The sequence below is a fragment of the Ensifer sp. ENS11 genome, assembly GCF_014851895.1.
Classification (GTDB): Bacteria; Pseudomonadota; Alphaproteobacteria; order Rhizobiales; family Rhizobiaceae; genus Ensifer; species Ensifer canadensis.
Genome location: NZ_JACVAN010000010.1, coordinates 185733 through 212394 on the forward strand (window position 1 = coordinate 185733; position 26662 = coordinate 212394).

Consider the following 26662-nt stretch of genomic DNA (forward strand, 5'->3'; position numbering starts at 1 on the left):
ACCGAGTGCTGTTTCCTTGGGAGGGGAAGCGATGAAAACGGAAAAAAAGAGAGTGCGTGACATGACGATGGCAGCGGTCGCAGTTGCGGCCGGCCTGCTTTCGGCGCAAGCCCATGCCGCCGACGGCCTCGATCTCGACGCGCTGATTGCCGCGGCCAAGACGGAAAAGCCGATCAACGTCTATGACAGCACCGGCAAGATCGTCGAGATGGCCGAAGGCTTTACGGCCAAATACGGTATCAAGGCGACGGGCGTCAAAGTGTCGGCGAACAGCCAGTTGGAAATGATCATCCGCGAGAGCCAGGCGGGCAACGTTCAGGGCGATGTCGCCTTGATCACTGACGCGCCGGCAGCACTCGCGCAGTTGTTGCCGCAGGAGTTCGTCGAAAGCTACCTGCCGGCCGACATGATCGCGAAAATCCCGGCGGAGTTCCAGAATCCGCTGGCGATTTCGACCAACGCCAACGTCTGGGCCTATAACACCGAAGCCTACGACAAATGCCCGGTCGCCAATATCTGGGAGCTGACGGAACCGAAGTGGAAAGGCAAGGTTGCTCTCGTCGATCCGCTGACCAAGGGCACCTATACCGACTGGTTCAACCAGATGGAGAAACACGCCGACGACAAGGTTGCCGGTGCCTACAAGAGCCATTTCGGCAAGGACCTTGCGACCGAGGAGAAGAGCGCGTCGGCCGCCTGGATCAAGGCACTGGCGCAGAACGCGCCGCTCGTCACCGATGGCGATGATCCAGTGGCCGAAGCCGTTGGTGCTGCCGGCCAGAAGGAGCCCTTCTTCGGCCTGCTCTCGTCGGCAAAATTCCGCGACAACGAGGGCAAGGGGTACAAGCTCGGCATCTGCAAGGATCTCAATCCCTGGGTCGGCTGGAGCTACGTCAAGCTTGGCCTGATTGCGACGAAGACGCAGAGCCCGAACGCGGCAAAGCTGTTCATCCACTACATCCTGACGGAAGAAGGCATCGCGCCGCAGATGAAGGACGGCAAGCTGCCGACCAACATCGACATCAAGATGCCGGCCGACGAGCCGTCCGGCCTGATGACGGTCGCCGACCGCCTGTTCGGCTACAATTCCTCGACCGGTCTTGAGGACTTTGACCGACGCGAGGAGTGGCAGGATTTCTGGCGTGTGAACTACACCAAGTGAACAAAAGCCGGTGCGCCACCGGGTGGCGCGCCGGCACTTTCTCGATAAGAATGGATACGCACGACATGGAAAAGCGCCTTCCCGCAGCGACCTCACCGGCGGCTGACCCCGAACAACGACTGGAGCGGTCGAAGCGCCTCGTCGAGATTGCCCGTGGAGCGGCCAATGCCGTGCGCGAACCGCTGCTGAGCGCGTTCCGGTCGGACATGGTCGTCGACTACAAGCGCGACCTGCATGATGTCGTGACCATCCATGACAAGCGCGCCGAAGTCACCATTCGCGATTTCATTTTTGCGCACGAGCCCAATTCGTCCATGCTCGGCGAAGAGGGCGGACAGGTGGGCGATGGCGACATCCAGTGGTATGTCGATCCGATCGACGGGACCTCGAATTTCGCGCGCGGACTGGCCTTCTGGTGCGTGTCTATCGCCGCCGTCGAAAGGGGTGACGTCGTGGCCGGCGTCGTTTATGACCCGGTCGCTGACCTGATGTTTTCTGCCGATCTCGAACAAGCCTATCTCAATGGAGCAAGTATCTCCTCGCAAGCGGTCGAGGAAGAGAACCGGGCAACGCTGATCACCGGCTATCCCGTCTCCCGTGACTTTCGCCTCGACGGCCGGGAAATGGCACTCGCCAATCTCGGGGAATTCGTCGAGACGTTTTCGACCCTTCGGCGGCCGGGAAGTGCCGCTCTCAGCATCGCCCATGTGGCGGCGGGCTGGGCGGATGCGGCGACCGGCTTCGGCGTCAATTCCTGGGATGTGGCGGCTGCGACGCTGATCCTCAAGAATGCCGGCGGTCGATACGAGCCGCTGACCCTGGGCAAGGTGCCTGCAGATGCGCCCGATTTCATGTGCCCCGGCTACATCGCCACCGGCGCCGGCGGAAACTATCCGACGTTGCAGCGCGTCGCGCGGGCGATATCGGCCAATCGCATTGCCTCAGCGGCAATCTGAAAAGACAGCGGAGACAGCATGTTGAACATCAGTCAGGAACCCGAGACGAAGGCGCAACCGTCTGCCGAACTTGCCAAGCTCAGCCTCGTCTACCAACAGCACCCGCTTTATGGCGTCGATATCTACATCGCCGGCAAGGAGGGCACGAGCGATCTCAATCTGCTCCGACAGAACGGCATCACCACCGTCGTCAACTGCGCCGTCAATCTCGATTTCAATTTCGTCCGGCAGGCGCAGCTGGTGTCCGATCACGAGGGCAGCGTCTATGGCCCGGGCGAGATCCGTTATTACAAGATCGGATTGATCGATGGTGGCGGTAATCCCGACACGCAGATGCTGGCCGCTCACTATATCCTGCGTGCGGCACTGGAGCAGGTGCTGCCGGAAAAGCCGTCCTATCCGCGCCGGGAGATGGGCAACATTCTCATCAACTGCCGCGGCGGACGCTCGCGTTCGGTCATTGTCGTGTCGCTGTTTTTGCACCTGACCTTGCCGACCGAGTTTCCGACGCTGGATGCGGCGATCGCCTTCGTGCGCAACCGGCGCGGTCTGCCGGAGAACGAATGGTATAAAGCGCCGAAAGCGGTGCTGATCGAGTCCGCTGAGCGCGCTGCAAGCTGGGCGAAGATGATAGAAGCCAAATAGCGCTGCTGCCCTTGGCCATCTGCGGGAGGATTATCCGGCGCCGGCATGGCGCGCAATCTGTTGGCGACCACGGCTGCGCGCAGGAAACGGGTTGAATTCGAACGCCTTCCGCACGATTTTCATCGAGTATGAAAATGCGAGGACGGTGAGATGGCGCAGACAGTTCACAACTATCTTATCTTCGAAACCGCTGCCGGCTTCTGCGGCATCGCCTGGAACGGCGTCGGCATCACCCGTTTCCAACTGCCGACCAAGAAGGCTGAGGATACCGAGCGCTTGCTTCTGCGCCGGCCTGCTGCCGGCGAACCGGGCACGCCGACGCCGGAAGTTGCCGAAGCGGTTGCCGCGGTTCGACGCTATTTCAACGGTGAACAGGTCGATTTCTCCGATATCCAGCTCGACCTCGAAGGGCAGGACCCATTCTTCAAGCAGATTTATGCTGCCGCGCGCAGGCTCGGCTGGGGACAGACCACCACCTATGGTGCCCTGGCAAAGGAACTCGGCGTCGGCCCTGAAGCCGCGCGCGATGTCGGCCAGGCGATGGCAAAGAACCCGGTGGCACTGATCATTCCCTGCCACCGGGTGCTGGCCGCCGGCGGCAAGGTTGGCGGTTTCTCGGCTCCGGGCGGCTCGACATCGAAGATCCGCATGCTGGAGCTCGAAGGCGTGCGCCTCGGTCCGCCGGAGCCTGCTCAGCAATCGCTGTTTTGAGCGTGGTGCCTGCGGCTTCGACGAGGAGGCAAACGGTTTTTGGTCAGCCGAGCGCGTCGCGATCCTTAGGGTTCGCTTTCTGCACTTTACGTTCTTGTTCTTTTGCGTGTCGTTGTCCCGAAACCGCTGCGCACTTTCGGGCGACATGCTTTATCCCGGTCTGACGAGGCTCGCCGGGCGCGATCCGGTATCCGCCGCCGTGCGATAGCTCGCGGCGGAAGCCGGGCGGCCGACATGGAAACCCTGAACATGGTCGATGCGGAACTCTCGCACCAGCGCCATTTGCTCCTCGGTTTCGACACCTTCCACCAGGATCTTGTGGCCACGGTTCCGGACCAGGCCGATGATATCCTTCAGCATCGCCTTGCCCCTTGGCGTGCCGCAGTCATGAAGGAACGAGCGGTCGATCTTGACCGTATCGAAATCGATCAGCCGGAGCCAGGAAAGGCCGGCAAAGCCGGTGCCGAAATCATCGAGCCAGATCCGGATGCCCAGCGTTTCGAGGTCGCTGATGCAGCGCAGCACGTCCGAGTGCATCTCCATCTCGAGGCCCTCGGTAATTTCGAAAGCGAGCCGGCCGCCGGCCACTCCCGTTTCACCAAGGATGGCGGCAACCGATGTGGCGAAGCCCGGCGTCTTCAGCTGGATCGGCGAGACATTGACGCTGACGACAGGCACATGATCGTTGGCGAGAAGCTCGCGGCAGACCGTGCGGATCGCCCAGCGTCCGAGGTCGATGATGGCGCCGGTACGCTCGGCAACGGGAATGAAAAGGCTGGGCGGAACTGCGGTCCCATCGAGCATTCTCAGCCGCATCAGCGCTTCGACGGCCTCGACGCGGCCTGTCGCAACATTCTTGATCGGCTGATAGACGAGGGAGACGAGATCCTGGTCGGTCGCTATCTTCAACAGCGCCGCGATGTTCTCGCTCTCGTCGCTGGTTTGCGGGTCGTCCGGATCAAACAGCTTGGCGCAGTTGCGTCCGCTTGCCTTTGCTGCGTAAAGCGCCCGGTCCGCCTCGTGGATGATCCGTTCGAGCTTCGAGCCCGTCTGATGCCTGGTGAACGCGGCACCGACGCTGACCGTGACGATGGATGTGCCATCCCGTCGTTGCCCGTGCACCAGCGCAAGGTCTTGCACTGTGCGGCAGATGGCGTCGGCCAGATCGGCGGCCTCTTCGCGCGTGTCCATGCGCGCAAGAATGATGAACTCCTCGCCGCCGTATCGGCCGATGGACGCGTCGAACTGCTCGATCGATTCCCTCAACGTGTTGGCCACGAGAATGAGGCAGCGGTCACCTTCCTGGTGGCCATAGCAGTCGTTGTATTTCTTGAAGAAGTCGACGTCGATCAGGATCGCGGCGAAACGGTCGCCGAACTTCTGCCAGTCGCTCCAGTATTCCCGCAGCTTCTGGTCTACCGCCCGACGATTGTCGAGACCGGTTAGGGAATCGGTGTTGGAGAGCCTGAGCAGCGCCTTGCCGCGCTCGGTCGCCTCCCGCTGCTGGACCCTCGCCTCGAACGCATTGAGGAAGACCTTGTAGCGTTCGCGGTTGAGCTTCCAGTTTACGTAGGAGGTGAACACGAAACAGGATACGTAGAACGTGCCGAACGCCAGCTGGTAGGACGGGTTCTGCGGCGAGAAATAGAGGAGATCGAGGAAAAATGCGCCAAGGATGATGCTCGATGAGATCACCGAAAGGCGGAACTGGAAGATGAAGAACAGGTTGGCGCCCATCATGAAGATCGCACCGAAGATCATGTAGTAGGACATGTCCTGCGTGTATGCGGTCATCATTGCCGGAATGAGCCAGCCGAGATAACCGAAAACAAGCGCGCCCGAACAGGTCCTGTCCAGCCAGTCCGTCTTGACGTTGAAGTGGACCTGGATTTCCAGAACGGCAAGCGCAACTGCGCCGACGACAAAGCGCGAGGCAATCGTGTAGCGGGCGACATCCGAGATCAGCAGCAGGTCGGTAATCGAAAACAGCAGATAGACCGCGACGGCGATCCAGAGCCCTTTTCTCGTCGCTTCCCTGCGGGTCGTTTCACCTTCCTGGCGATAGAGCAAGCGCAGCTCCGCCGGCAGCGGCCTGAGTGGCTGCTTGTGCAGATCTATCTCAACGACGTCGGCCAAGGTTTGCTTCATGCACCGGTCCGGGGAATTGCGTCGCGCTCAACGGAAATCTGGTCTCGTCTTTCCATCTCTGGACGTTGCTTCAGACGCTCCACGCTTGCCATTCACTGGATACCACAACAAGCACAAGCGGCCTCAACGACATAGTAGAAGACGCCCATTAAATTTTGATAAATTAGCCGAGACTGACGGCCGGTGCAGGGGTGTATCCAAATGGGTACTGTCCGCCAGTATTTACCATATACTCTACAAAAACTTGCAATTCGAGACGCAGTTCGCGCATTCTTGCCCACATTGTTAACAAAGCATTAACGGATGGGTTTTGCGTGAGCCAGCTTCAAATCGTATTCGATGGCGAAAGTCTTATTACTCCCCAATCAATCGCAACCGAGTTCACTTCGTCAAGAAGTGAGTTTTATGATGAGCAGTTTGCAACAGGAAAAGCCGAACTCGCCCTGATTCTCCAAATTGCACAGCAGCAATTTGCCCAGGAACTGGACCCCCGGAAGATAATACATCGCTTGGCGGCCGCACTTCACGAGACGCGCGCGAAGTTTCATCCGAGCGTATGGCAGGAACTGATCCCGATCGCACAAAAGCATCCGGTGTCGGAGTTTTTCCTGCAGGACCCTTTTACCCGCTGGTCCAGCGAAAAGCCGCGGGGTTATTCCGGCGACGCCCAACTGCTCGACTTCATCTACGGCCATCCAAGCGTTGCCGGCGAGATCGCCAAGGCGTCGCCGGTGGGCAAGGCGCTTTACGACTATACCAAGGACGCTTCGTCGTCGGTTGCTGTGCGCGAACGGCGGGACCTGCTGACCCAACATGTCGATGAGATCGCGGCGACACGCGACGGGGAGGCAGAGATCCTGACGATTGCCGCCGGGCATCTGCGCGAGGCAAACCGGTCGGTTGCGCTGCAGGAAGGGCGGATAAAGCGCTGGGTCGCGCTCGACCAGGACCCGCTCAGTGTCGGATCGATCACCAGGGATTTTCGAGGAACCAGCGTTGAAGCGATCGACGGTTCCGTCCGTGGCATTCTCACCCGGGCTCACAAGCTCGGCAAGTTCGACTTCGTCTATGCGGCGGGGCTTTATGACTACCTGCCTCACAACGTGGCAGTGAAGCTCACCCGCCGATGCCTGCAGATGCTGAAACCCAACGGCGTCTTCCTCTTCGCCAATTTCGCGACCGACATCGGCGTCGACGGCTATATGGAGACGTTCATGAACTGGGCGCTGCTGTTGCGCTCGCAATCGGACATGTGGCGCATCGTCAACGAAAGCGTCGACGGCACCAACTTCGAGTCGCACGTGACGTTCGGGGAGAACCGCAACGTAGTCTATGCGACGCTGCAAAAGCGCTCGTAACCACGACTGAAGCACATTACAGCGGCGCGCGTCATCTTTGACGCGCGCCGCTGTCGTTCGGCAAAGGCGTGATGCCGCCTTGGCATGCAAAACGACACGCTGGACACTTTCCCGTCTCAGCATCGACGTTCGCGCGCAACGAACCGTTCTCAAGGTCTCCACAGCGAAGTGTTTCGCCGGTGCGGCCGAGGGGCGAAGGTCCTTCAGGCTTGAGGACGTTCAACGGATCTACCCAGGGCTGTTATGCAATTATTTCATAGCGCCTGAAATTCTATGCATTGGCGGGCCGCTTTCCTTTTCTCTAGCATCCCCGACTGCACGACTTGTGGCCCATCGGAACGCCGCACCGGAATGGATAACGATCCAGCTTCGGCACGCAACCGATGCGGGCGGGAGACATGGGTCGTGCCGAGAGCCGGTTTGTCATCAAACCTGACTCTACGTTGCAGTGACGGCGGAGGGGAGGAGCCTTAGATGCCAGCGGGACAGAGTTTTCACGCCGACATGATCGTGCACAATGGTGTGATCTGGTGCGGTATGGCCGAGGGCGTCGTCGATGCCCTGGCAATCTGGCAGGGCAAGGTCCTGGCGACGGGCACCAGGCAGGAAATGGAAACCTATCGCGGCGCTGGCACGCAGCTACTCGACCTTCAAGGGCAATTCGCGACCCCCGGTCTCAACGATGCGCATCTGCACCTGATCTCCGTCGGCCTGACGTTGAATTGGGTCGACGCGACGCCGCAGGCTGCCCCCACTCTCGAAAGCCTGCTCGGCGCGATCAAACATCAGGCCGAAAGCACGCCGGCCGGTACCTGGATCCGGGCGCGGGGTTATGACCAGACCAAGCTCGACACCGGTCGCCATCCGCTTCGCGCGGAACTCGATGCGGTTGCGCCGCACCATCCCGTCATGGTGGTGCGCGCCTGCGGGCATGTGTCGATCTTCAATTCGGAAGCATTCCGCCTTGCCGGCGTCGACGAGAAGACTACCGTGCCGGAAGGCGGCCTGATCGAACAGGTCGCAGGCGTCCTGACGGGCCTGGTCGCGGAAAATGCGCAAGGGCTGGTTCGTGCGGCGATCCCGAAAGCCTCGACCGACGACATGATCGATGCGATCGAAAGCGCCGGAAATCTGCTTCTATCCTACGGCATTACCAGCATCATGGACGCGGCCGTCGGTCAGGTCGCAGGCTTCGACGAGATCAGGGCCTATAATCTGGCGAAGCTGAACAACAGGCTGCCAGTGCGCACCTGGCTCGTTCTTCTCGGCGATCCCAACGTTTCGATCGTGCCGCAGAGTTACGAGGCCGGTCTCGTTTCGGGTGTCGGCGACGACATGCTGAAAGTCGGTGCCGTCAAGATCTTCCTCGATGGCTCGGCCGGTGGCCGCACCGCCTGGATGGGCAGCCCCTATCTCGGCGATGACAACAATACCGGCGTCCAGATCCTTTCGGATGTGGAACTTGAGGCGCTCGTACTCGACGCGCATACCAAGGGATATCAACTGGCCTGCCATGCGATCGGCGATGCTGCGATCGGTCAGTTGATCACCGCCTACGAGAAGGCACTTGAGGCGATCCCGGATGCGGATCGCCGTCACCGGATCGAGCATTGTGGCTTCTCCAGCGACGCGCAGCACCAGCGCATGGTGAAGGCTGGGATATATCCGTGTCCGCAACAGGTGTTCATCTACGATTTCGGCGACGCTTACGTCTCGGTGCTCGGCGAGGAGCGGGCGCTGTCGAGCTATCCATTGAAGACCTGGAAGGACCTGGGGCTGAAGCCTGCGACCGGCAGCGATGCGCCGGTCTGTCATCCCAACCCGTTCCCCAATATCTACAGCATGCTGACGCGCAAGACCGCCAAGGGCACGGTGATGGACGCTCGCGAGCGGGTCTCCATCGAGGAGGCTTTGCAGGTCTATACCGAATACGGCGCGTTCTCGCAGAAGCTCGAAACCGTCAAGGGACGACTGATCCCGGGACAGCTTGCCGATATCGCGGTGTTCTCCAGGAACATGCTGACGGCGAGCCCCGAAGACATCCTCAACGACACGCGCTGCACCCTGGCAATCCGGGGCGGCGAGGTGGTCTTCGAGCGACAGAACGCCTGACGAAGGGCGAGAGGGAGCCGCAAGAGCGGCTCAATGCATCTCAACCGATCCGGGAGGTCGGATGAGATCGCGGTTTTGTTCATCCATACGCAGAACAACAAGTGGGGAGGATATGGGAATGATGAAGAAAATAGCATTACTTTCGACATTGACCGCAGCGTTGCTGGCAGGGGTGGCTTCGGTGCAGGCGGCCGACACGCCGCGGGCCGGCGGAACGGTCAACTTCGTGGCGCCCTATGGGGACAGCTTCTCGACGCTCGACATCCAGGCGTCGCCGCAGACGCAGGACGAGTTCTACGCCAAGGCGATCCATCGCACCCTTTATGATTGGGACGCGGACAAGAACGTTCCGGTGCTGGCGCTTGCGACCGACGTCGACGTCTCCGCCGACAAGCTGGTCTATACCTACAAGCTGCGGCAGGACGCCTATTTCCACAACGGCAAGCAGATGACGGCCGACGACATCATCTCGAGCTTCACCCGCATGGCCGATCCGGCCAAGGCCTATCCACCTTCGCGCTACATCGCCAACATCAAGGGCGGCGCCGACTACATGGCCGGCAAGGCAGAGGCGATTTCGGGCCTGAAGAAGGTCGACGATTTCACGCTGGAAGTGACCCTGACAGACCCGGTCGATCCGGCGTTCCTGTTCATGCGCAACAACACGGCGATCTACCCGGCTGGGGAAGCCGACAAGGAAGGCTTCCAGAGCCACCCGATCGGCCTCGGGCCCTACAAGTTTGCCGAATATGTGCCCGGCTCGCGCCTGACGGTCGAAAAGTGGGAAAAGTACTACGAAAAAGACAAGCCCTACGCCGACAAGATCAATATCCTGATCATGGGGGATGCCTCGGCGCGTGACGTCGCCTTCCGCAACAAGGAGGTCGACGTCTCCGTGCTCGGGCCGTCGCAATACGTCGCCTATCAGGCCGATCCGGAACTGTCCAAGGGCCTTCTCGAAGTCGCTGAAGTCTATACGCGCTATGTCGGCTTCAACCTCGATTTCGAACCGTTCAAGGACAAGCGTGTTCGCCAGGCGTTCAACTATGCCATCAATGCCGACCTGATCATCAAACGGCTGGCGAAGGACAAGGCCTACCGCGCGAGCGGCTGGCTGCCGACATCGTCGCCGGCCTATGACAAGGACGCGCAACCCTACGCCTACGACCCGGAGAAGGCGAAGGCACTGCTGGCTGAGGCCGGTTATGCCGATGGCTTCGACGTCGAGCTGACAGCGACGCAGAACGAAAGCTGGGGCCTGACGATCGTCGAGGCGATCATCCCGATGCTGGAAAAAGTCGGTATCCGGGTGAAGGCAAAACCGGTCGAGGCTTCGGTGCTTTCCGAAGTCGTGCCATCAGGCGATTTCCAGTCCTTCATGTGGTCGTCGGAGAGCGGCCCGGACGCCCTGACGGCGATGCAGTGCTTCTATTCCAAGACGTCGCAGGCTGCGTGCAACTACCAGAAGTTCGCAAACGCGGACTTCGACAAGCTGTTCGAGGCCGCCAAGGTCGCCAAGACCGACGAGGAAAAGAACGAGCTGCTACGCAAGGCCAACAACCTCGTTCAGGAAGAAGCGCCGGTCTGGTTCTTCAACTACAACAAGGCTGTGATGGCCTACCAGCCCTGGCTGCATGGGCTGCAGCCAAACTCCGCCGAGCTGGCGATCCAGTCCTATGAAAAGCTCTGGGTGGACGAAACCGTCCCAGCCGGACGTTGATGGAGGCGCCCCGATATCGTCGTCGCGGTATCGGGGACCTTTCCACTGGTATCTGGCACCTATGCTGTCGATAACGTAAGTCAGCGCTTACGATGCGGCAACCCGCCGGAATGATCTGGCCCGAGTGGCCTATCGCTCGGTGGCATGTGCCGGAGGACTATCGCCCGCGCATCCGTTGATGGGCGCCGCGAGGGAGGAAATGAATGCTTCAGTTCGTCGTGCGCCGCATCTTGCAGGTGATCCCGACAGTCATCGCGATATCGCTGTTGATCTTCGTGATCTTCAGCGTGGTGCCGGGCAGCATCGCCACCAGCCTGACAGCCAATGGCAAGGGCGGCGGCGACCCAAAGATCGTCGAGAAGATGACACGTGAATTCGGTCTCGACCAACCGCTCTATGTGCGGTTCGGCGCCTATCTCTCCGATCTCGCAAGGTTCGATCTCGGAACATCGTTCCGCAGCCGCCAGCCGGTGGCCCATCTGATCGGCGAGCGCATGTGGCCGACCTTGAAGCTCGCATTCGCGGCGATGGCGATCGCGATGTTCGTCGGTGTACCGCTCGGTTTCATCGCCGCCTTGAAGCCGGGCAGCATCATCGACACGTTGACGATGATCGGCGCGATCTCGGGCCTGTCCCTGCCGCAGTTCTGGCTCGGGCTGCTCGGCATGTATCTGTTCGCGCTGACGCTCGGCTGGTTGCCGAGCTTCGGCTACGGCGACGGCGGGCCGATGAACCTGATCCTGCCGGCCTTGACGCTCGGCGTGGCGCCGATGGCACTCCTGGCGCGCACGACGCGCGCCGCCGTCCTTGACGTGATGAACGCCGATTTCATCCGCACCGCCCGAGCCAAAGGCATGAACGGCTTTCGCCTCGTCACCTGGCATGTCGTTCGCAACGTGCTTGTGCTGATCATCACCACCATCGGCCTGCAGTTCGGTTCGATGATGGGTCAGGCGGTGGTGGTCGAAAAACTGTTCTCCTGGCCGGGGCTGGGATCTCTGCTGATCGACAGCGTCAGCCTGCGCGACATCCCGGTGGTTCAGGGTGCGATCCTCGTCATCGTCCTGTGGTTCCTGCTCATCAACACCATCGTCGATATTCTTTACGCGGTCATCGATCCGCGCATCAGCCACGGATAGATCCATGAGAATACGGCTCAATCTCCTCATCGGTGGCGTCCTCTGTCTCGTCATCATCTCAGCGGCGCTGCTTGCGCCCTGGCTGGCGCCGACCGATCCAGTGCTCGACGCGGACCTGATGAATGCGGAGCTGCCGCCGGACGCACAGTTCTGGTTCGGCACCGACGCGCAAGGGCGTGACGTTCTCAGCCGCATCCTCTACGGCGCCCGCATCTCGCTTGCCGTCGGTATCGGCTCGCAGGTCATCAACACGCTGATTGGCCTGGCGCTCGGCATTTCGGCCGGCTATTTCGGCGGCTGGTGGGACGATCTTGTCACCGGGCTCACCAACCTGATGCTGGCGATCCCGAGCCTGATCTTCGCGCTCGCCATCATGGCGATCCTTGGGCCCGGCCTTTCCAGCCTGCTGATCGCGCTAGGCTTGACCAACTGGTCATGGACCTGTCGCATCGCGCGAAGCTCGGCGCTGTCCTTGAAGAAGCAGGGCTATGTCCAGGCGGCAAAGACGCTCGGTTACGGCGACATCCGCATCATGATCACGCAGATCCTGCCCAACATGATCGGCCCGATCCTGGTGATCGGAACGCTGGGCATGGGCGATGCGATCCTTGCCGAGGCAGCACTCTCCTATCTCGGACTGGGCATCAAGCCGCCGTTCCCGAGCTGGGGCAACATGCTGACGGATGCACGCGAACTCATCGTCATTGCGCCCTGGGCGGCGATCTTTCCGGGGCTGGCGATCTTCGTGACGGTTCTCGGTCTCAATCTTTTCGGCGACGGTCTACGCGATTGGCTGGACCCGCATATGAGGGCGCGGCAGCTATGACCGAGAACTTGCTGAACGTCAGGGATCTGCGCCTCGATATCGTATCGGGCCGGGTCAGCCACAACGTCGTCGACAACGTGTCGTTCTCGATCGGGCGCGGCGAGGCCTATGGCCTCGTGGGCGAATCGGGCTGCGGCAAGAGCATCACTGCGCTTTCGATCATCGGCCTGTTGCGTGCGCCGCTCGCCGTCACGGGCGGTTCGCTGAAGTTCAACGGTCGGGACCTGAGGGAGCTTTCGAAACGCGAGTTGCGGCGGCTTCGGGGCGAGCGCATCGCCATGATCTTCCAGGAACCGATGACCGCGCTCAACCCGTTGTCTCCGGTCGGCCGGCAGATTGCCGAGATGTTTGTCCTGCACAAGGGTGCCACCTGGAAGGAAGCCGAAAGACTGGCGATCGAGGCACTCGGCAACGTACAGGTCCCGGCGCCGGAGGAGCGGGTGAAGAACTATCCGCACCAGATGTCCGGCGGCATGCGGCAGCGGGTGATGATCGCCATTGCGCTTGCCTGCAATCCGGATCTGCTGATCGCCGACGAGCCGACGACGGCGCTCGACGTGACGGTGCAGGCGGAGATCCTCAAACTCGTGAAGGAGCTTTGCGCTGCACGCGGCACATCAGTGCTGATGATCAGCCACGATCTCGGCGTGATTGCCAATATGTGCAACCGGGTCGGCATCATGTATGCCGGGCGCCTGGTCGAGGAGAGGCCGGTCGCCGACCTGTTCCTCCATCCGGCCCATCCTTATACCGACGGCCTGTTGCGATCGCTGCCGCATCTGGGCTCGCGCCGGCTGGAAGGGCGCAAGCGCCTTCAGGAGATCGAAGGCACGGTTCCCTCCATCGCCAGTTTTCCGCCGGGCTGTCGCTTTCAGCCGCGTTGCCACAGGGCGACGTCCATCTGCAGCGCCGAAATTCCACCGCCAACCGGCCTCAGCCATGATGGCTTCGTGAAGTGTTTCAACCATGAGTGATAACAACGAACCACTGGTCAGAGTCGACGGCCTGAGCGTGCATTTCCCGGTGCGCAACGGCGTCTTCGGCCGCTCGAAGCGCACTCTGCGCGCGGTCAACGACCTGAGCCTGACGCTGAACCGGGGCGAATGCCTGTCGATCGTCGGCGAATCCGGTTGCGGAAAGTCGACGCTTGCGCTTTCGATCCTCGGACTTCAGGAGCCGACCGCGGGCGAGATCTATTTCGAAGGGCGATCGATCACCGGCAAGGCGCGGCCCTCCCGGCTCGAGCGTGCCGGCATGGCGCAGATGGTGTTTCAGGACCCGTACGCGTCGCTCAACCCCCGTCAGACGATCTACACGTCGCTGGCGGCACCGCTGAGATTGCACGGGATTTCCGACCGCAAGGAGATCGCGCGACGCATCGAAGAGATGATGCAGTTGGTCGGATTGAAACCGGAGCGGGCGGGGCGTTTCCCGCACGAATTTTCCGGCGGCCAGCGCCAGCGCATCGGCATTGCCCGCGCTTTGATCCTCAACCCTAAGGTCGTGGTGCTGGACGAGCCGGTGTCGGCGCTCGACGTCTCGATCCGCGCCCAGATCATCAACCTGCTGCTGGAACTCAAGGAGCGGCTGGATCTGTCCTACATCATGATCAGCCATGACCTGAGCGTGGTCGAACATATGAGCGACCGCGTGGCGGTGATGTATTTCGGCCAGATCGTCGAGACCGGCAGCTGGGACCGGGTCTTCAGCGAACCACAGCATCCCTATACCCGCCGCCTGATCGGGGCGATCCTCGATCCGGTCACCGAGCTGACGGGCCAAAGCCCGGTGGATCCTCGTGAAACACCGGAACCGCCGCCGGGCTATGACTACTACCCCAGAGAATTCGGAAAGCATGACGTCTACAGCCTGCCGCCGTCTTCGCAATTGATTGCGCTTCGGGACGACCACAGCGTTCGTCTGATCGCGCGGGGCTGAGCCGGCGCTCGGAATTGCGAACTGGTTTCGATTGGAGGGTAAGAACCGGAGTTTTGGGCGCCGTAGCTCAGGCTACCTTTATGCGCAGGCAACCGGCGTTATCGACGGTCGAGCCCGTGTCAATTCGAGGAGAAAGCCAATGAGCAAGGAAGAAGACAACAAGGCGGTGGTCAGCAGATGGTTCACAGAGTTTTGGGGTCGCGACGTAGATCTTTCCATCGTCAACGAGATCGCGTCTGCAGACATGCTGTTGAAATATTCCCTGCATGAACCGCGCCGCGGCCATGATGATATCAAAGCCTTCATGACCGATTTCCGTGCCGCGTTCCCGGATCTGAACTTCTGGGGCACGGCCGACCTCATCGCCGAAGGCGACTATGTCGTCGGCCAATGGGAAGGCGGCGGCACCCATACCGGCGCTGCCTTCGACGACTTCCTGGCCGGCAGTCTGCCGGCAGGAAGTGGCCGCAAGATGCGCTTCACGGGGACGACGGTTCTGAAGGTCATCAACGGCAAGATCGTCGAGGAGATCGGTCTCGACGACGGGGTTGCGGCCCTGACGCAACTCGGATTGATGAAAGCGGCCTGATCGATCGGGTGCCACGCCACGCACAGGAAACGGGTGGCGTGGCCCAGCCTTTTTGGCGAAGCTTCTTGGAGCAGCAGATCGCCCGAGTGGTGGTCAATCTTGAGCTTGAAGGCCGCGACCCGGATACCTCCCAGGCGCGACCGGCATGAGGAGCGTCCGACGATGAATATGGCGACGACATTCCCAACCGCAGCTGCCGCGACCAGGGTCCCAGTCGCGCGCGACCCGCGCTGGGTCGCCATCGTCAGCCGCGACAAGGCTTCCGACGGGCATTTCTGGTATTCGGTCACGACCACCGGCGTCTATTGCCGCCCCTCATGCCCTTCACGCATCGCCAATCCCAAGAATGTCCAACTGCACGACACGCTTGAAGGCGCGAAGGCGACGGGCTTTCGCCCGTGTCGGCGGTGCAACCCGGACGGCCCATCCAGCGATGAGGCAAACGCTGCCATCGTCGTTAGGGCTTGCCGGCTGATCGAAGACAGCGATGAAGAGCTGGCCTTGGGCGATCTGGCCGCTGCCGTCGGCAAGAGCCAGAGCTATTTCCATCGGCTGTTCAAGGCAGCGATCGGCTTGACGCCAAAGGACTATGCGGCTGCTCATCGAGCTGCCAAGGTTCGTCGTGGGCTGGAAGCGGGCAACAGCGTAACGGAGGCGATCTATGAAGCGGGCTTCAACTCGAGCGGTCGTTTCTACGAGAACTCGACTGATATTCTCGGCATGACGCCGGCACGCTACCGCGCAGGCGGCGCGGATGAGGAAATCCGATTTGCCGTCGGCCAGACGTCGCTCGGCGCGATCCTCGTCGCATCAAGCCGGAAAGGTGTCGCGTCCATCCTGCTCGGAGACGATCCGGAGGCGCTTGTGCGCGACCTTCAGGACCGTTTTCCGAAGGCGGAGCTGATTGGCGCCGATGCCGACTACGAGGCGCTTGTCGCACAGGTGGTCGGCTTCGTCGAAGCCCCGGGCATCGGCCTCGACCTACCGTTCGATGTTCGCGGGACAGCATTCCAGCAGCGGGTCTGGCAGGCCCTGCAGGAAATTCCGGTCGGCAGGACGGTGTCCTACGCGGAAATTGCCCGTCGCATCGGGCAGCCGAAGGCGGTTCGTGCCGTCGCTGGCGCATGCGCGGCGAATAGCCTCGCCGTTGTCATCCCGTGCCATCGGGTGGTGCGGAATGATGGAGCGCTGTCGGGTTATGCCTGGGGCGTCGAACGCAAGCGCGCCTTGCTCGACCGCGAGGCGGCCCGTGGAGCCGCTTAATGGGTGCCGCCGCGCGGTGTCGCGCCCAAATGGTTATCTTCGCGGCGACGAAGCGGTGCGTCGGGCTGCATATCGCCCGCCCGTTCGATGGTATCATTTCCGACGTAATGCGGCCCGGGGAGATCCGCCTGTATGAATAGCGTTCGCCAGCCCCTCCAGAATCGCGTGACGCCATTCGGCGACATTATCGCTATCGCGCAGCGCGGCCTGTTCACCGGCAACCGCGGCATCATCCACGACCCCGAGACTAAAACCCTATTGCGGCGGCGGTGGACGTCCAAGGCGTGGCTGATCTGCACCTGCGAATACGGGGATCGCCGGCGCGACGTCATGGCCGGCCGAAGCTGGACCGAGCTTTTCTTCCTCGACGAGGCCGTGGCGCTGGCGGCGGGGCACCGCCCGTGCTTCTTCTGCAGACGGGAGGCCGCTCTAGTCTTCAGAGTCGCCTGGACTGGCGGCTTGATGGCGTCGCCTTCGGCGGGCGAACTCGATGCGGTGCTCCATAGCGAACGAGTTCTACGCGGACAGAAGCGCATCCATCCGTTGCCGTCGCCAGTCAGGGATCTACCAGACGGGACGATGGTGGTGGCATCCGGCTTTGCCTTCACGCTCGCATCCGGGCGCTGTTTCCGCTGGACCGAGGCGGGTTACCTGAGCCCGGAAATGGGCATCATCGCTGAGGGAATTCTGACGCCGCCTTCGACCGTCAGGGTTCTTCGGGCCGGTTACCGCCCTGTCCTTCATCCCGACATCACCAATTTTCTCTCCGGAAAGACGCCATGACTGACCTATTCGCCAAGCTTGCCGTCGAACCGTCACGCGAGAGCATGGCCGAAGGCGCGACGCTGCTTCGCGGCTTTGCGCTGTCGCTTGAGGGGCAAATCCTGCCGGGACTGCGATCGGTCATTGCTGAGGCACCGTTCCGGCACATGGTGACACCGGGCGGCTACACGATGTCGGTTGCGATGACCAATTGCGGGGCGGCCGGATGGGTCACGGACCGGAGCGGGTACCGCTACGACCGGCTAGACCCGGAGAGCGGCAAGCCGTGGCCGCCGCTGCCATCGTCCTTCCTCGACCTTGCCATCGCGGCGGCGACCGAAGCAGGCTATCCGGATTTCAGACCCGATGCCTGCCTGATCAACCGGTACGAACCGGGCGCACGGCTTTCGCTTCATCAGGACAAGGACGAGCGCGATTTCTCGCACCCCATCGTTTCGGTTTCGCTCGGGCTCCCCGCCACATTCCAGTTTGGCGGACCAAACCGCACCGACCCGATCCGCAAATACGCGCTGCGTCATGGCGATGTCGTCATCTGGGGTGGGCGGTCGCGCCTATTCTATCACGGGGTCACAGAGTTGAAGGACGGCGAACACGAGACCCTTGGCCGCATGCGCATCAACCTGACCTTCCGGCGTGCACGTTAAGGGACCATCGATGTGATGCGGGCGGCGCTGCAGGAGACAAGTCTTTTCGATTTGAAAGCAAGGAGCGGAGTTCGGCCAAGGCGACGCATCTCTAGGGTCGGTGAAGAGAACGGAACGGAACAAGGAGTTAGTCTCATGAACCTCATCGACAACCGGACGCACACCCCGCGACCGCGGCAAGCCGTCGACGTCGCTAACCGCACAACCGTGGAGTATGGCGTTGCACAAGCAGAGTTGGGCTGTGTTCTGATCGCGCGCAGCGTCGGCGGTGTTTGTGCGATCCTGATCGGTGCTGACGCGGAGCAACTGGAGCGAGATCTTGCGGATCGTTTTCCTGGCCGTGCATTGAACCGGAACGAAGCCGGACTTCGCACCGAGCTGGCGAAGGTCCTTCGCTTCATCGATAACCCTGGCGAGGGAATGGATCTCCCGCTTGCCCTTCGCGGGACAACACTCCAGCGCCGTGTCTGGCAGGCGCTTCGCGCGATCCCGGCGGGGACGACGATCACTTACGCCGAGCTGGCGGTCCGCGTTGGCGCACCGACATCCGCGCGCGCCGTTGCCAACGCCTGCGCCGCCAATGTCATCGCTTTGGCCATTCCATGCCACCGTGTCGTGCGCAGCAGCGGTGAACTCGCCGGCTACCGTTGGGGCATAGAGCGCAAGCGCACGCTGATCGCCAAGGAGGCGATGCTATGAATCCGCGCATTTCAATGGCTATTGCAGATCGGACCGAACAGGCTGTGGAGACGCATGTCGCAGCTTACGATTGGCAGGCGATTTCGGACGCGTTGAACGGCTATGGCTGCGCGGTCATGGAAAAGCTTCTGTCGGCGGACGACTGCCGACGGATTTCGGCGCTCTACAAGGACGAGCAGCATTTCCGCAGCCATATCCACATGGCCAGGCACGGTTTCGGCAAGGGGGAATATCGCTACTTCAAGTATCCGTTGCCGGATCTGCTTGGCGGTCTTCGCACTGCGCTCTATCCGCGCCTCGCCGACGTTGCCAACCAATGGAACGGTCGCATGGGGATCGAGACGAGATATCCGGCGGAGCACCGGGAATTCCTGAGGCAGTGCCACGATGCGGGCCAGACACGGCCAACACCGCTGCTGCTGCAATATGTGCCCGGCGATTTCAATTGCCTGCACCAGGACCTCTATGGTGATCTTGCCTTTCCGATACAGGTCGCGATCCTTCTTTCCGAACCGGGAAAGGATTTCACGGGCGGTGAATTCGTGCTGACGGAGCAGCGTCCGCGCATGCAAAGCCGGGTCGAGGTCGTTCCCCTCCGCCAAGGTGATGCCGTGGCTTTTGCCGTTCACAACCGGCCGGTTCAAGGCACGAAGGGCAATTATCGCGTCAACCTGCGCCATGGCGTCAGCCGTGTCAGGTCAGGCCTGCGCCACACTGTCGGCATCATCTTTCACGACGCAAGATAGCGCGGCTCGCACCGCCGCTTTCATGGCTTGCGGTCAATGTCCCTCGCTTTCGGGTGAGGGGCTTTGTTTGACAACGACTTCCTTCCGCCTATTTGCCAAGCCTGCAGACAGGAGGAACTCGATGTTCAAAACGACCGTTCTTGCCGGCTTTCTCGCGCTCGTTTCCTTGGCCAATTCCTGGGCGGCGAACGCGGGCACGGTGCTCGAAGGGCAAAAGATGCCCAGCAGGATTCTCGGCAAGGATGTCGAATATACCGTCTATCTCCCGCCGAAATACGAGGCCGGGAACCGCTCCTACTCCGTCATCTATCTCATGCATGGCGGGGGCAAAGGCAAAAATACCGACTGGTATCGTTTCGGCGGAGCCGACCGGGTGTTCGACCGGATGATCGAAAGCGGGGAGGTGCCGGCCTTCATCGCAGTCACGCCGGAAGGGCGCCGGGACAAGGAGAACAGATTCAACACCTACTACATGAACGACGCTGACGGCGGTTACCGCTGGCAGGACATGTTCCTTCAGGAGTTCGTAACCTACATCGACCACACCTACCGGACGGTGCCGGAGAAGGAAGGGCGCGGGATTCTCGGCCTTTCCATGGGCGGCTATGCGGCCATCGCCTTCTCATTCAAACGGCCTGAGATGTTCTCCGCCGCTGCGGCGCTGAGCGCGGCCTTTCGAACAGACGGTCAGGTCGTCGAGATGGACCAGTCGGGATACGATCGTCGCTATGGCAAAGCCTGGGGGCTGGGGCTTGCCGGCAAGGGCCGTTTGAATGCCGCCTATCACGACAACAGCGTGCTCGATCTGGTCGAGACGATCCCTGCCGAGCAAATCGGCAAGACAGCGCTCTATATGGATTGCGGTTCGAGTGACGATTTCTTCGCTGGCAACTCCGAGCTCCATTTGAAGCTTCAAAAGCTTGGCGTGGAGCACCGCTTCATCGCACGGGAGGGCGGCCATGACTGGGCCTATTGGCGCAGCGGTTTGCCCGAAGCGCTGAGCTTCGTCGGCGCCAGCTTCCGAAACGGCTAGGGCATCGGGCGCACACCCCCCCCCGGCTTGGCACTGTGACACGCCTATGCGTCGGATGGGATGTGTTTTCGCAGGAACACGCTTGCCGCGTGATAAACTTGATTATAGAAGACAAGTATTGGCGCACGACACCCGACCGACCCGTTGGCACTCCACGAAGTTATGCAGTATGTCCCTGAAAACGCGTGGCCACAGCCGCCGCATTGCAGTTCGCTGACGAGGGCGGAATGGTGGCGTTTGGCAGAACCTTTGAGGACGCTGTTGCTTGGAGAGGGCGGACGATGCGTCCGAGCATAGATGAAATAGTATCGGTCCTCGGGCGGCTGGAAATCCTGTCGGCGGAAGTCATCGACACCGGGCAGAACAATCATGTGCTCGACACCGGGCAATTGATCATTCGGGTTCCACGGCATGACGGCGCGTGTCGTGATCTCCTGCGGGAAACGAAGGTCCTTGCGGCTCTTGCCGGGCGGCTGCCGCTGCCCGTTCCGGCCGCAAGCGTTGTGACCCTTGCCTCGGGCATTGTCGCGACGCACACGAAATTGCCCGGCACGCCTTTGCTGGATCTCGCCGGCATGAGCGACACCCGGCGACAACAGCTGGCGTCGGCACTCGCCGGCTTCCTCCGGGCTCTGCATGCGCTGCCGCTCGATACTCTCGGCGTGCGGAACGAAGCGCATGATCCCCTGACGGAATGGCGCGACCTTTTTTCTGATGTTGTCGAAAAGGTTCTGCCGCTCGTGCCGGCCGACATTGCCATCGCAATTCGAGGTAATTTCGAACGGTTTCTTTCGGCTGACAGCGAACAACTCGCCACGGCGATCATTCATGGTGACATTGGCACGGGAAACATTCTCGTCGACGACGGCCAGGTCTCGGGCGTTATCGACTTTGCGGGATGCTCGATCGGCGACCCTGCTCATGACCTCGCCAGCCTTTCCGCCGGCCTGGGCGACGATTTCCTCGCGCTCATGCACCCATACTATCCCGGGATAGATGCGATGCAGGACCAGATCCGCTTCTATCGCAGCACCTTCCCGCTGCTGGACGTCCTCTTCGGCCTCGAGCATGGTGACGATGTGGCGCTGAACGCGGGGCTCGAGGCACTAAGACGCGGCTAGTACCCGCGCTTGATATCGATGGCTGCGGGCAGTGCGCCGGTCGCATAATACCGATTGATATTATCAGCGACGATCACGGCGGCCGTGTTCCTGTCGGTCGGCGCGGAAATGTGCGGCAATACCGTCACGCTGTCATGCCGCCAATAGGGCGACGTGGGTGGCAAAGGCTCGGCGTCGAAAACATCGAGCACCGCATGCGCGATATGCCCAGCGTCCAACGCCGCGATCAGGTCGACGTCGACGATGATCGGCCCGCGGGAAAAATTGATGAGGCGCGCGCCGGTTTTCATGGATGAGAGGCGACGGGCATCGAGCAGGCCGTGGGTCTCTGATGTCAGCGGTAACAGGCTGGCGACTATGTCGCTTGTCCGCAAGAGCCGATCGAGGCCGCTCTCGGCGCTGACCATATCGACGCCGTCTATCTGCTGCGGCGACCGTGCCCAGCCCGTAACCCGGAAGCCGGCTGCCGTCAGTTTTCCTGCCGCTGCTTTTCCGAGAAGCCCCATGCCCAGGATCCCGACCGTGAGATCGCCTGGCCGGCGGTACGGATGCTGCCGCCAGATTGCCGCCGCCTGCTGCCTGCGGTAGGCGGGCATGTCGCGGTGAAGATAATAGGTCCAGGCAAGGATCGCTTCCGCCATGACCCGAGCCAGCTCGGGGTCTTCAAGCCTGACGATCGGGGGCGCTGCCTGGCCGAGCTCGGCGACCAGTCGCTCTACCCCTGCCCAAAGACTGTGTATCCACTTGAGATTGGGTAGGGCCGCCACGTGCCCAGGATCGGGATTGGCAACGATGGCGATTTCGGCGGCGTCGCGCTGCGCATCGTCCATCTCGTGGAAGTGCACGATTTCGTTCTCCGGCAACAGCCTGGCCAGGATGGCCACCCAGGCCTGTTCGTCGGCGCGGTCGATGCGCGTCACCAAGGCGATAGGCTTCTTCACATCCGCCTCCGGTGTCAGCGTGCAAACAGGCTGTCGAAATCGGCAAACCCCTTGACCTCGATGGGATTGCCGCTCGGATCGAGGAAGAACATCGTCCGCTGCTCGCCGGGCTCGCCTTCGAAACGCACGACCGGCGGAATGTCGAAGCGCACGCCCTTTTGTTCCAGGCGCTCGGCCAGCACGAACCAATCCGCCAAGCGCAGCACCACGCCCATATGCGGCATCAGTACGAGGTAGTTGCCGACCTTGCCGGTCCGCGTGACTTCGAAGGGCTTGCCCAGATGCAGCGACAGTTGATGGCCAAAGAAATCGAAATCGACCCAGGTATCCGTGCTGCGCCCTTCCTCGCAACCAAGCACGTCGCCGTAGAACCTGCGGGCCTCATCGAGATCGGTGACGTGAAAGGCGAGATGGAAAAGCGACTTCATCTGGAACTCCTGTGTCTCCGGTTGACACAGGGATAGCGTCTTGAGAGGCTAAGAAAAACTATGTAATTCTTTCTCTGAGAATAAGGATTCATGGTGGATATTCGCTTCCTGCAAAGCCTAGTCGCCACGGTGGAAACGGGGTCCATCGCAGCCGCTGCACGCCGGGAAAAGTTGACGCCGGCCGCCGTCAGCCAGCGCATTCAATCGCTCGAACGGGCTCTTGGGTGCATTTTGCTTGCCCGCGGCGCCCATTCGGCCCAGCCGACGGAGGCCTGTCTTTCGCTGTTGCCGCGGGCGCGTCTCTTAATCCGGGAAGTCGAAAACCTCAGATACGACGTTGCAGGCGGCGGTCTTGCCGCCGAGTTGAAAATCGGGGCGATCTCGACGGCGCTGACAGGCATCTTCCCTGAGGTTCTGGACGAACTCTCCCGTCGGGCGCCGAGCCTGAAGCTGATACTGCGCCCCGGTTCGTCGTTGCAGCTCTACGAACAGTTGCTTGCAGGCGAGCTCGATGCCGCGGTTCTGGTTGAACCGCCATTCTTGCTGCCAAAGGGATTGGCGGCATATGTCATTCGCCGCGAACCGCTTGTGTTCATCAGCAGGGATGCGACGGAACCTGACGATATCGCTGAGCAAATCCGGCAGGCGCCGTTCATCCGCTACGATCCGGGATCCTGGGGCGGGCGGCTGTCGTCACAATATCTCGCCGATGCCGGGCTTGATCCGGACATTCGTTGCGACATGGACGCGCTCGAAACCATAGCCATGCTCGTGGCCAACGGGATGGGAAACTCCGTCGTTCCGGCCTGGCAGGGCCTGGGACGGGACGGATTTTGCCTGGTCGAGGTACCCGATGCCGCCTCGTACGAGCGCAGGATTGTTTTCCTGCATCAGCGCGTGCCAAGTCGCCCCACGCCGCTTGCGCTACTGAAGGAGATTCTATCGCAGGGTTTTACAGGTTGATTGGCATCGCTCCAAGAACGCCGGGTGGGTGTCGCGTCTCGTGTGGACGCGACGCCCATTGGGCCTAGCTGAGCAGGAAGGTGGTTAGGGGCAACTGAAGTGCGGCGGCGATCCGACGGAGCTTGGCCGGATCGGTGTCGACACCAAGCTCGATGTTGGTGATTTCGATGTCGGTCAGCCCGCAGGTGAGCGCAAGTTCGTCAACGCTGTAGCCGATCGCTTGACGGGAACGTCTAACGGTATCGCCGATATCGACATGGGCCAAAGCGCCCGTGGTGGAGGCATCAAGATTGTTTATCGAAACAGTCATGAAGTGGTCCTTCGGTTGTGCGCGAAGAGCGAGGCTTTTCGCGTGAAGGCGGCATGCAGCCAAGAAAAACTCGGCCAAAAACAGGCGCCGAGTGCAGTGCAATATAAGTCCAAAAGATGGCAGCGCAAGGCTTGTTGCCAATCACGGCCATGGGGCCGCCTTGATTGGCAACATTAGGATCCATGGTGAGACGAAGGCCGGGGTGTCCTTTGGATACGGGCCCGTCAGGCCGGTCGCCCGATTAAGGCAACGGCTGGCGGGCCTATGTTACTCGCCTGGAGAAAGCAGGTCTTAAGAGCGGGTGCGCAGCTCATCGACCAGCACGCGCATGTTTTCGGAATAGTCGATCGGCACATCGACGAGATGCACGCCGCCGCCGGTAAAGGCAGCCTCGAGCGTCGGCACCAGCATGTCCGCGCTCGAGACCCGCGAGCCCGTCGCACCATAGGCTTCCGCGTAGCGCACGAAGTCCGGATTGCCGAATGTCAGGCCGAAATCCGGGAAATCGTCAACGGCCTGCTTCCAGCGGATCATGCCATAGGCACTGTCGTTGAGGATGACGACCACCAGATTGAGGCCGAGGCGAACGGCGGTCTCCATCTCCTGGGAGTTCATCATGAAGCCGCCGTCGCCGCACACCGCCATGACGCGGCGCTCGGGATAGAGCATCGCCGCCATCATTGCAGAAGGCAGGCCGGCGCCCATGGTGGCGAGCGCATTGTCGAGCAACAGCGTGTTGGCGACATGGGTGCGGTAGTGCCGGGCAAACCAGATCTTGTACATGCCGTTGTCGAGGCAGACGACACCGTCTTCCGGCATCACCTTGCGCACGTCATGGACGATACGTTGCGGCGTCACCGGGAACCGGTCTTCGTCTGCGCCTTCGTTGAGCTTGTCGAGAATGGTCTGGCGCAGGCTGAGCAGCAGCGGTTCCGGATCGAGCTTGCCACCGAGCCGATCGGCGATCGCGGTCACCGTCGTGCCGATGTCGCCGATCACTTCTGCGTCGGGATGATAGACCTGCTCGACATTGGCCGAGCTGTAGCCGATGTGCAGAACCTTCGGCCCGCCTTCGCTGCGCATCAGGAAGGGTGGCTTTTCCACTGTGTCGTGACCGACGGAAATGATCAGGTCCGCCTGATCGATGGCATCATGCACATAGTCGCGCTCGGAAAGAGCGGCCGTGCCGACATAGAGGTTGGAGCCGCCGTTGACCGCGCCCTTGCCCATCTGGGTGTTGAAGAAGGGGATGCGCATCCGGCGGACAAAGGCGGAGAGCGCATCCACGAGCCGCGGGCGGCTGCTGGCCGCGCCGATCATGATCAGCGGCCGCTTGGCCGCAAGGATGATCTCAACCGCCCGGTCGATGGCAGCAGACGGCGCCACCGGCCGGTCGAGCGGGTGAACCGGAATGATCGGCGCCTCACCGATGGTTTCGCCGGCGACATCCTCCGGCAATTCAAGGTGCACCGCACCGGGTCGCTCTTCCATGGCCACGCGAAAAGCGTCGCGAACGGCAGCCGGAATGCTGCCGACGCTGACGATCTGTCGCGTCATCTTGGTCAAGGGCCGCATCGAGGCAACGACATCGACGATCTGGAAGCGGGCCTGGCGGGCCGTCTTGATCGGCTTCTGCCCCGTGATCAGGATCATCGGCATGGCGCCGAGATTGGCATAGGCGGCGCCGGTCGAAAAATTGAGGGCGCCGGGGCCGAGCGTCGCCATGCAGACACCCGGCTTGCCGGTCAGGCGCCCATGCGTCGCGGCCATGAAGGCTGCGGCCTGTTCGTGCCGGGTCAAAACCAGCTTGATGCGGGATTTACGCAGCGACTCCACCACATGCAGGTTTTCCTCTCCGGGCACGCCGAAGATGCAGTCGACCCCTTCGTTCTCCAATGCAGCAATCAGAACGTCGGAACCTTTCATCATCTTTCGAACCCTTTCAGCGAGTGTCGCAATGTGTATCGTTCGTGGAGCGTTGGCCCGGCGATTGCCTGGGGCGGCGGACCGGGATCGCCGCTCTCGAACAGTATCGTCCTCGATTGCAGACGCAACCGCATTTCGCGTCGTGTTTGAGCCTCGGCGGCCACCGATCTGCCCGCTGCATGCCCCTGGCTTTGCATCAGCGGGTGACGATTTCGCTCCGGTTGCCGCAGGAATCCCGGAAATCCGGTATTTTCGCCCAGGCGATACCGCCCATCTCGCCCTGTTGATAACTCTCGCTTCCAATTCGTTTGTATTTTCAATGTGTTGTTCGATCTTGTCGATTTTTTGCGATTGAGTGTTGACGTATGTGAGGGGTGGGGTCTATAAGCCCGATCACTGAACGAGGGCGGCGGCGCTGCTGGCGACGATGTCCTTCGTTTTAAGGTTTCCTTGATTGGCGGATGCTGATTGGTCGGGACGCGAGTTTCGGCGGGAAGTTTT

General features: G+C 61.3%; 25 protein-coding genes. 20 read left to right on the forward strand and 5 right to left on the reverse strand.

The genetic code is table 11. From position 1 onward, the window contains the following. Positions 1-31 precede the first annotated feature (31 nt). From IB264_RS20245 to IB264_RS20260, 4 genes are all read left to right on the forward strand, one after another. Positions 32-1162, forward strand: a complete 1131-nt coding sequence (locus IB264_RS20245) for an ABC transporter substrate-binding protein (protein ID WP_371412323.1) — start codon at positions 32-34, stop codon at positions 1160-1162. Between the two features lie 65 nt (positions 1163-1227). Beyond that, the gene (locus tag IB264_RS20250) at positions 1228-2118 is read left to right on the forward strand and encodes an inositol monophosphatase family protein (RefSeq protein ID WP_082571811.1); all 891 of its coding nucleotides are present in this window, start codon (positions 1228-1230) and stop codon (positions 2116-2118) included. Positions 2119-2136: 18 nt separating this feature from the next. Continuing rightward, positions 2137-2763 (forward strand): dual specificity protein phosphatase, encoded by a 627-nt coding sequence (locus tag IB264_RS20255; RefSeq protein ID WP_057224460.1) that lies wholly within the window; start codon positions 2137-2139, stop codon positions 2761-2763. A gap of 150 nt (positions 2764-2913) precedes the next feature. Then, positions 2914-3474, forward strand: a complete 561-nt coding sequence (locus IB264_RS20260) for a methylated-DNA--[protein]-cysteine S-methyltransferase (RefSeq protein WP_057224458.1) — start codon at positions 2914-2916, stop codon at positions 3472-3474. A gap of 150 nt (positions 3475-3624) precedes the next feature. On the opposite strand, the gene IB264_RS20265 is transcribed toward IB264_RS20260, so the two are convergent. Beyond that, a complete protein-coding gene (locus IB264_RS20265; protein ID WP_192434013.1) occupies positions 3625-5622 on the reverse strand; it encodes a bifunctional diguanylate cyclase/phosphodiesterase in 1998 nt (665 codons plus the stop codon). A gap of 314 nt (positions 5623-5936) precedes the next feature. Here IB264_RS20265 and IB264_RS20270 point away from each other — a divergent pair, with 314 nt between their 5' ends. The 15 genes from IB264_RS20270 to IB264_RS20340 all read left to right on the forward strand — a co-directional run bounded on the left by IB264_RS20270 (position 5937) and on the right by IB264_RS20340 (position 21593). Next, on the forward strand, positions 5937-6980 hold the full coding sequence (locus tag IB264_RS20270; RefSeq protein WP_025429949.1) for a class I SAM-dependent methyltransferase: 1044 nt from the start codon (positions 5937-5939) through the stop codon (positions 6978-6980). A gap of 474 nt (positions 6981-7454) precedes the next feature. Further along, the gene (locus IB264_RS20275; RefSeq protein ID WP_192434015.1) at positions 7455-9092 is read left to right on the forward strand and encodes an amidohydrolase; all 1638 of its coding nucleotides are present in this window, start codon (positions 7455-7457) and stop codon (positions 9090-9092) included. A gap of 121 nt (positions 9093-9213) precedes the next feature. Continuing rightward, entirely contained in the window at positions 9214-10812 is a 1599-nt protein-coding gene (locus tag IB264_RS20280; RefSeq protein ID WP_025429951.1) for an ABC transporter substrate-binding protein, read from the forward strand. A 203-nt stretch (positions 10813-11015) separates the two neighbouring features. Then, entirely contained in the window at positions 11016-11951 is a 936-nt protein-coding gene (locus IB264_RS20285; protein ID WP_084815080.1) for an ABC transporter permease, read from the forward strand. A gap of 4 nt (positions 11952-11955) precedes the next feature. Beyond that, on the forward strand, positions 11956-12777 hold the full coding sequence (locus tag IB264_RS20290) for an ABC transporter permease (RefSeq protein WP_025429953.1): 822 nt from the start codon (positions 11956-11958) through the stop codon (positions 12775-12777). Further along, the gene (locus IB264_RS20295; protein WP_025429954.1) at positions 12774-13751 is read left to right on the forward strand and encodes an ABC transporter ATP-binding protein; all 978 of its coding nucleotides are present in this window, start codon (positions 12774-12776) and stop codon (positions 13749-13751) included. Before IB264_RS20290 ends, IB264_RS20295 begins: the two co-directional genes overlap by 4 nt. Next, positions 13744-14715, forward strand: coding sequence for an ABC transporter ATP-binding protein (locus IB264_RS20300; protein ID WP_057224454.1), 972 nt, complete (start codon positions 13744-13746; stop codon positions 14713-14715). Before IB264_RS20295 ends, IB264_RS20300 begins: the two co-directional genes overlap by 8 nt. Before the next feature lie 139 nt (positions 14716-14854). Continuing rightward, positions 14855-15304, forward strand: a complete 450-nt coding sequence (locus IB264_RS20305) for an ester cyclase (RefSeq protein ID WP_025429956.1) — start codon at positions 14855-14857, stop codon at positions 15302-15304. A gap of 162 nt (positions 15305-15466) precedes the next feature. After that, positions 15467-16567 (forward strand): bifunctional DNA-binding transcriptional regulator/O6-methylguanine-DNA methyltransferase Ada, encoded by a 1101-nt coding sequence (gene ada, locus IB264_RS20310; protein ID WP_025429957.1) that lies wholly within the window; start codon positions 15467-15469, stop codon positions 16565-16567. A gap of 132 nt (positions 16568-16699) precedes the next feature. Further along, positions 16700-17350: a hypothetical protein gene (locus IB264_RS20315; RefSeq protein ID WP_025429958.1), complete on the forward strand. Its 651-nt coding sequence runs from the start codon at positions 16700-16702 to the stop codon at positions 17348-17350. Next, positions 17347-17994, forward strand: coding sequence for a DNA oxidative demethylase AlkB (gene alkB, locus IB264_RS20320; protein ID WP_025429959.1), 648 nt, complete (start codon positions 17347-17349; stop codon positions 17992-17994). The genes IB264_RS20315 and alkB overlap by 4 nt, the downstream gene beginning before the upstream one ends. A 135-nt stretch (positions 17995-18129) precedes the next feature. Beyond that, positions 18130-18693, forward strand: coding sequence for a methylated-DNA--[protein]-cysteine S-methyltransferase (locus IB264_RS20325; protein WP_082555528.1), 564 nt, complete (start codon positions 18130-18132; stop codon positions 18691-18693). Then, on the forward strand, positions 18690-19439 hold the full coding sequence (locus tag IB264_RS20330; RefSeq protein ID WP_192434017.1) for a 2OG-Fe(II) oxygenase: 750 nt from the start codon (positions 18690-18692) through the stop codon (positions 19437-19439). Before IB264_RS20325 ends, IB264_RS20330 begins: the two co-directional genes overlap by 4 nt. A 121-nt stretch (positions 19440-19560) precedes the next feature. After that, on the forward strand, positions 19561-20472 hold the full coding sequence (locus IB264_RS20335; RefSeq protein ID WP_192434019.1) for an esterase family protein: 912 nt from the start codon (positions 19561-19563) through the stop codon (positions 20470-20472). 281 nt (positions 20473-20753) lie between these two features. After that, the gene (locus IB264_RS20340; RefSeq protein WP_057224452.1) at positions 20754-21593 is read left to right on the forward strand and encodes a phosphotransferase family protein; all 840 of its coding nucleotides are present in this window, start codon (positions 20754-20756) and stop codon (positions 21591-21593) included. On the opposite strand, the gene IB264_RS20345 is transcribed toward IB264_RS20340, so the two are convergent. Then, the gene (locus IB264_RS20345; protein WP_057224450.1) at positions 21590-22534 is read right to left on the reverse strand and encodes a glyoxylate/hydroxypyruvate reductase A; all 945 of its coding nucleotides are present in this window, start codon (positions 22532-22534) and stop codon (positions 21590-21592) included. The genes IB264_RS20340 and IB264_RS20345 overlap by 4 nt on opposite strands. 14 nt (positions 22535-22548) lie before the next feature. Further along, the gene (locus IB264_RS20350; RefSeq protein ID WP_057224449.1) at positions 22549-22962 is read right to left on the reverse strand and encodes a VOC family protein; all 414 of its coding nucleotides are present in this window, start codon (positions 22960-22962) and stop codon (positions 22549-22551) included. A 90-nt stretch (positions 22963-23052) separates the two neighbouring features. Between IB264_RS20350 and IB264_RS20355 the strand changes: the two genes are divergently transcribed. Continuing rightward, positions 23053-23925 (forward strand): LysR family transcriptional regulator, encoded by an 873-nt coding sequence (locus IB264_RS20355; RefSeq protein WP_198956875.1) that lies wholly within the window; start codon positions 23053-23055, stop codon positions 23923-23925. Positions 23926-23989: 64 nt separating this feature from the next. Here the strand turns inward: IB264_RS20355 and IB264_RS20360 are convergent, their stop codons facing one another. Next, on the reverse strand, positions 23990-24235 hold the full coding sequence (locus IB264_RS20360) for a helix-turn-helix domain-containing protein (RefSeq protein ID WP_025429968.1): 246 nt from the start codon (positions 24233-24235) through the stop codon (positions 23990-23992). Between the two features lie 291 nt (positions 24236-24526). Then, a complete protein-coding gene (locus IB264_RS20365) occupies positions 24527-26164 on the reverse strand; it encodes an acetolactate synthase large subunit (protein WP_057224447.1) in 1638 nt (545 codons plus the stop codon). Positions 26165-26662: the final 498 nt, after the last annotated feature.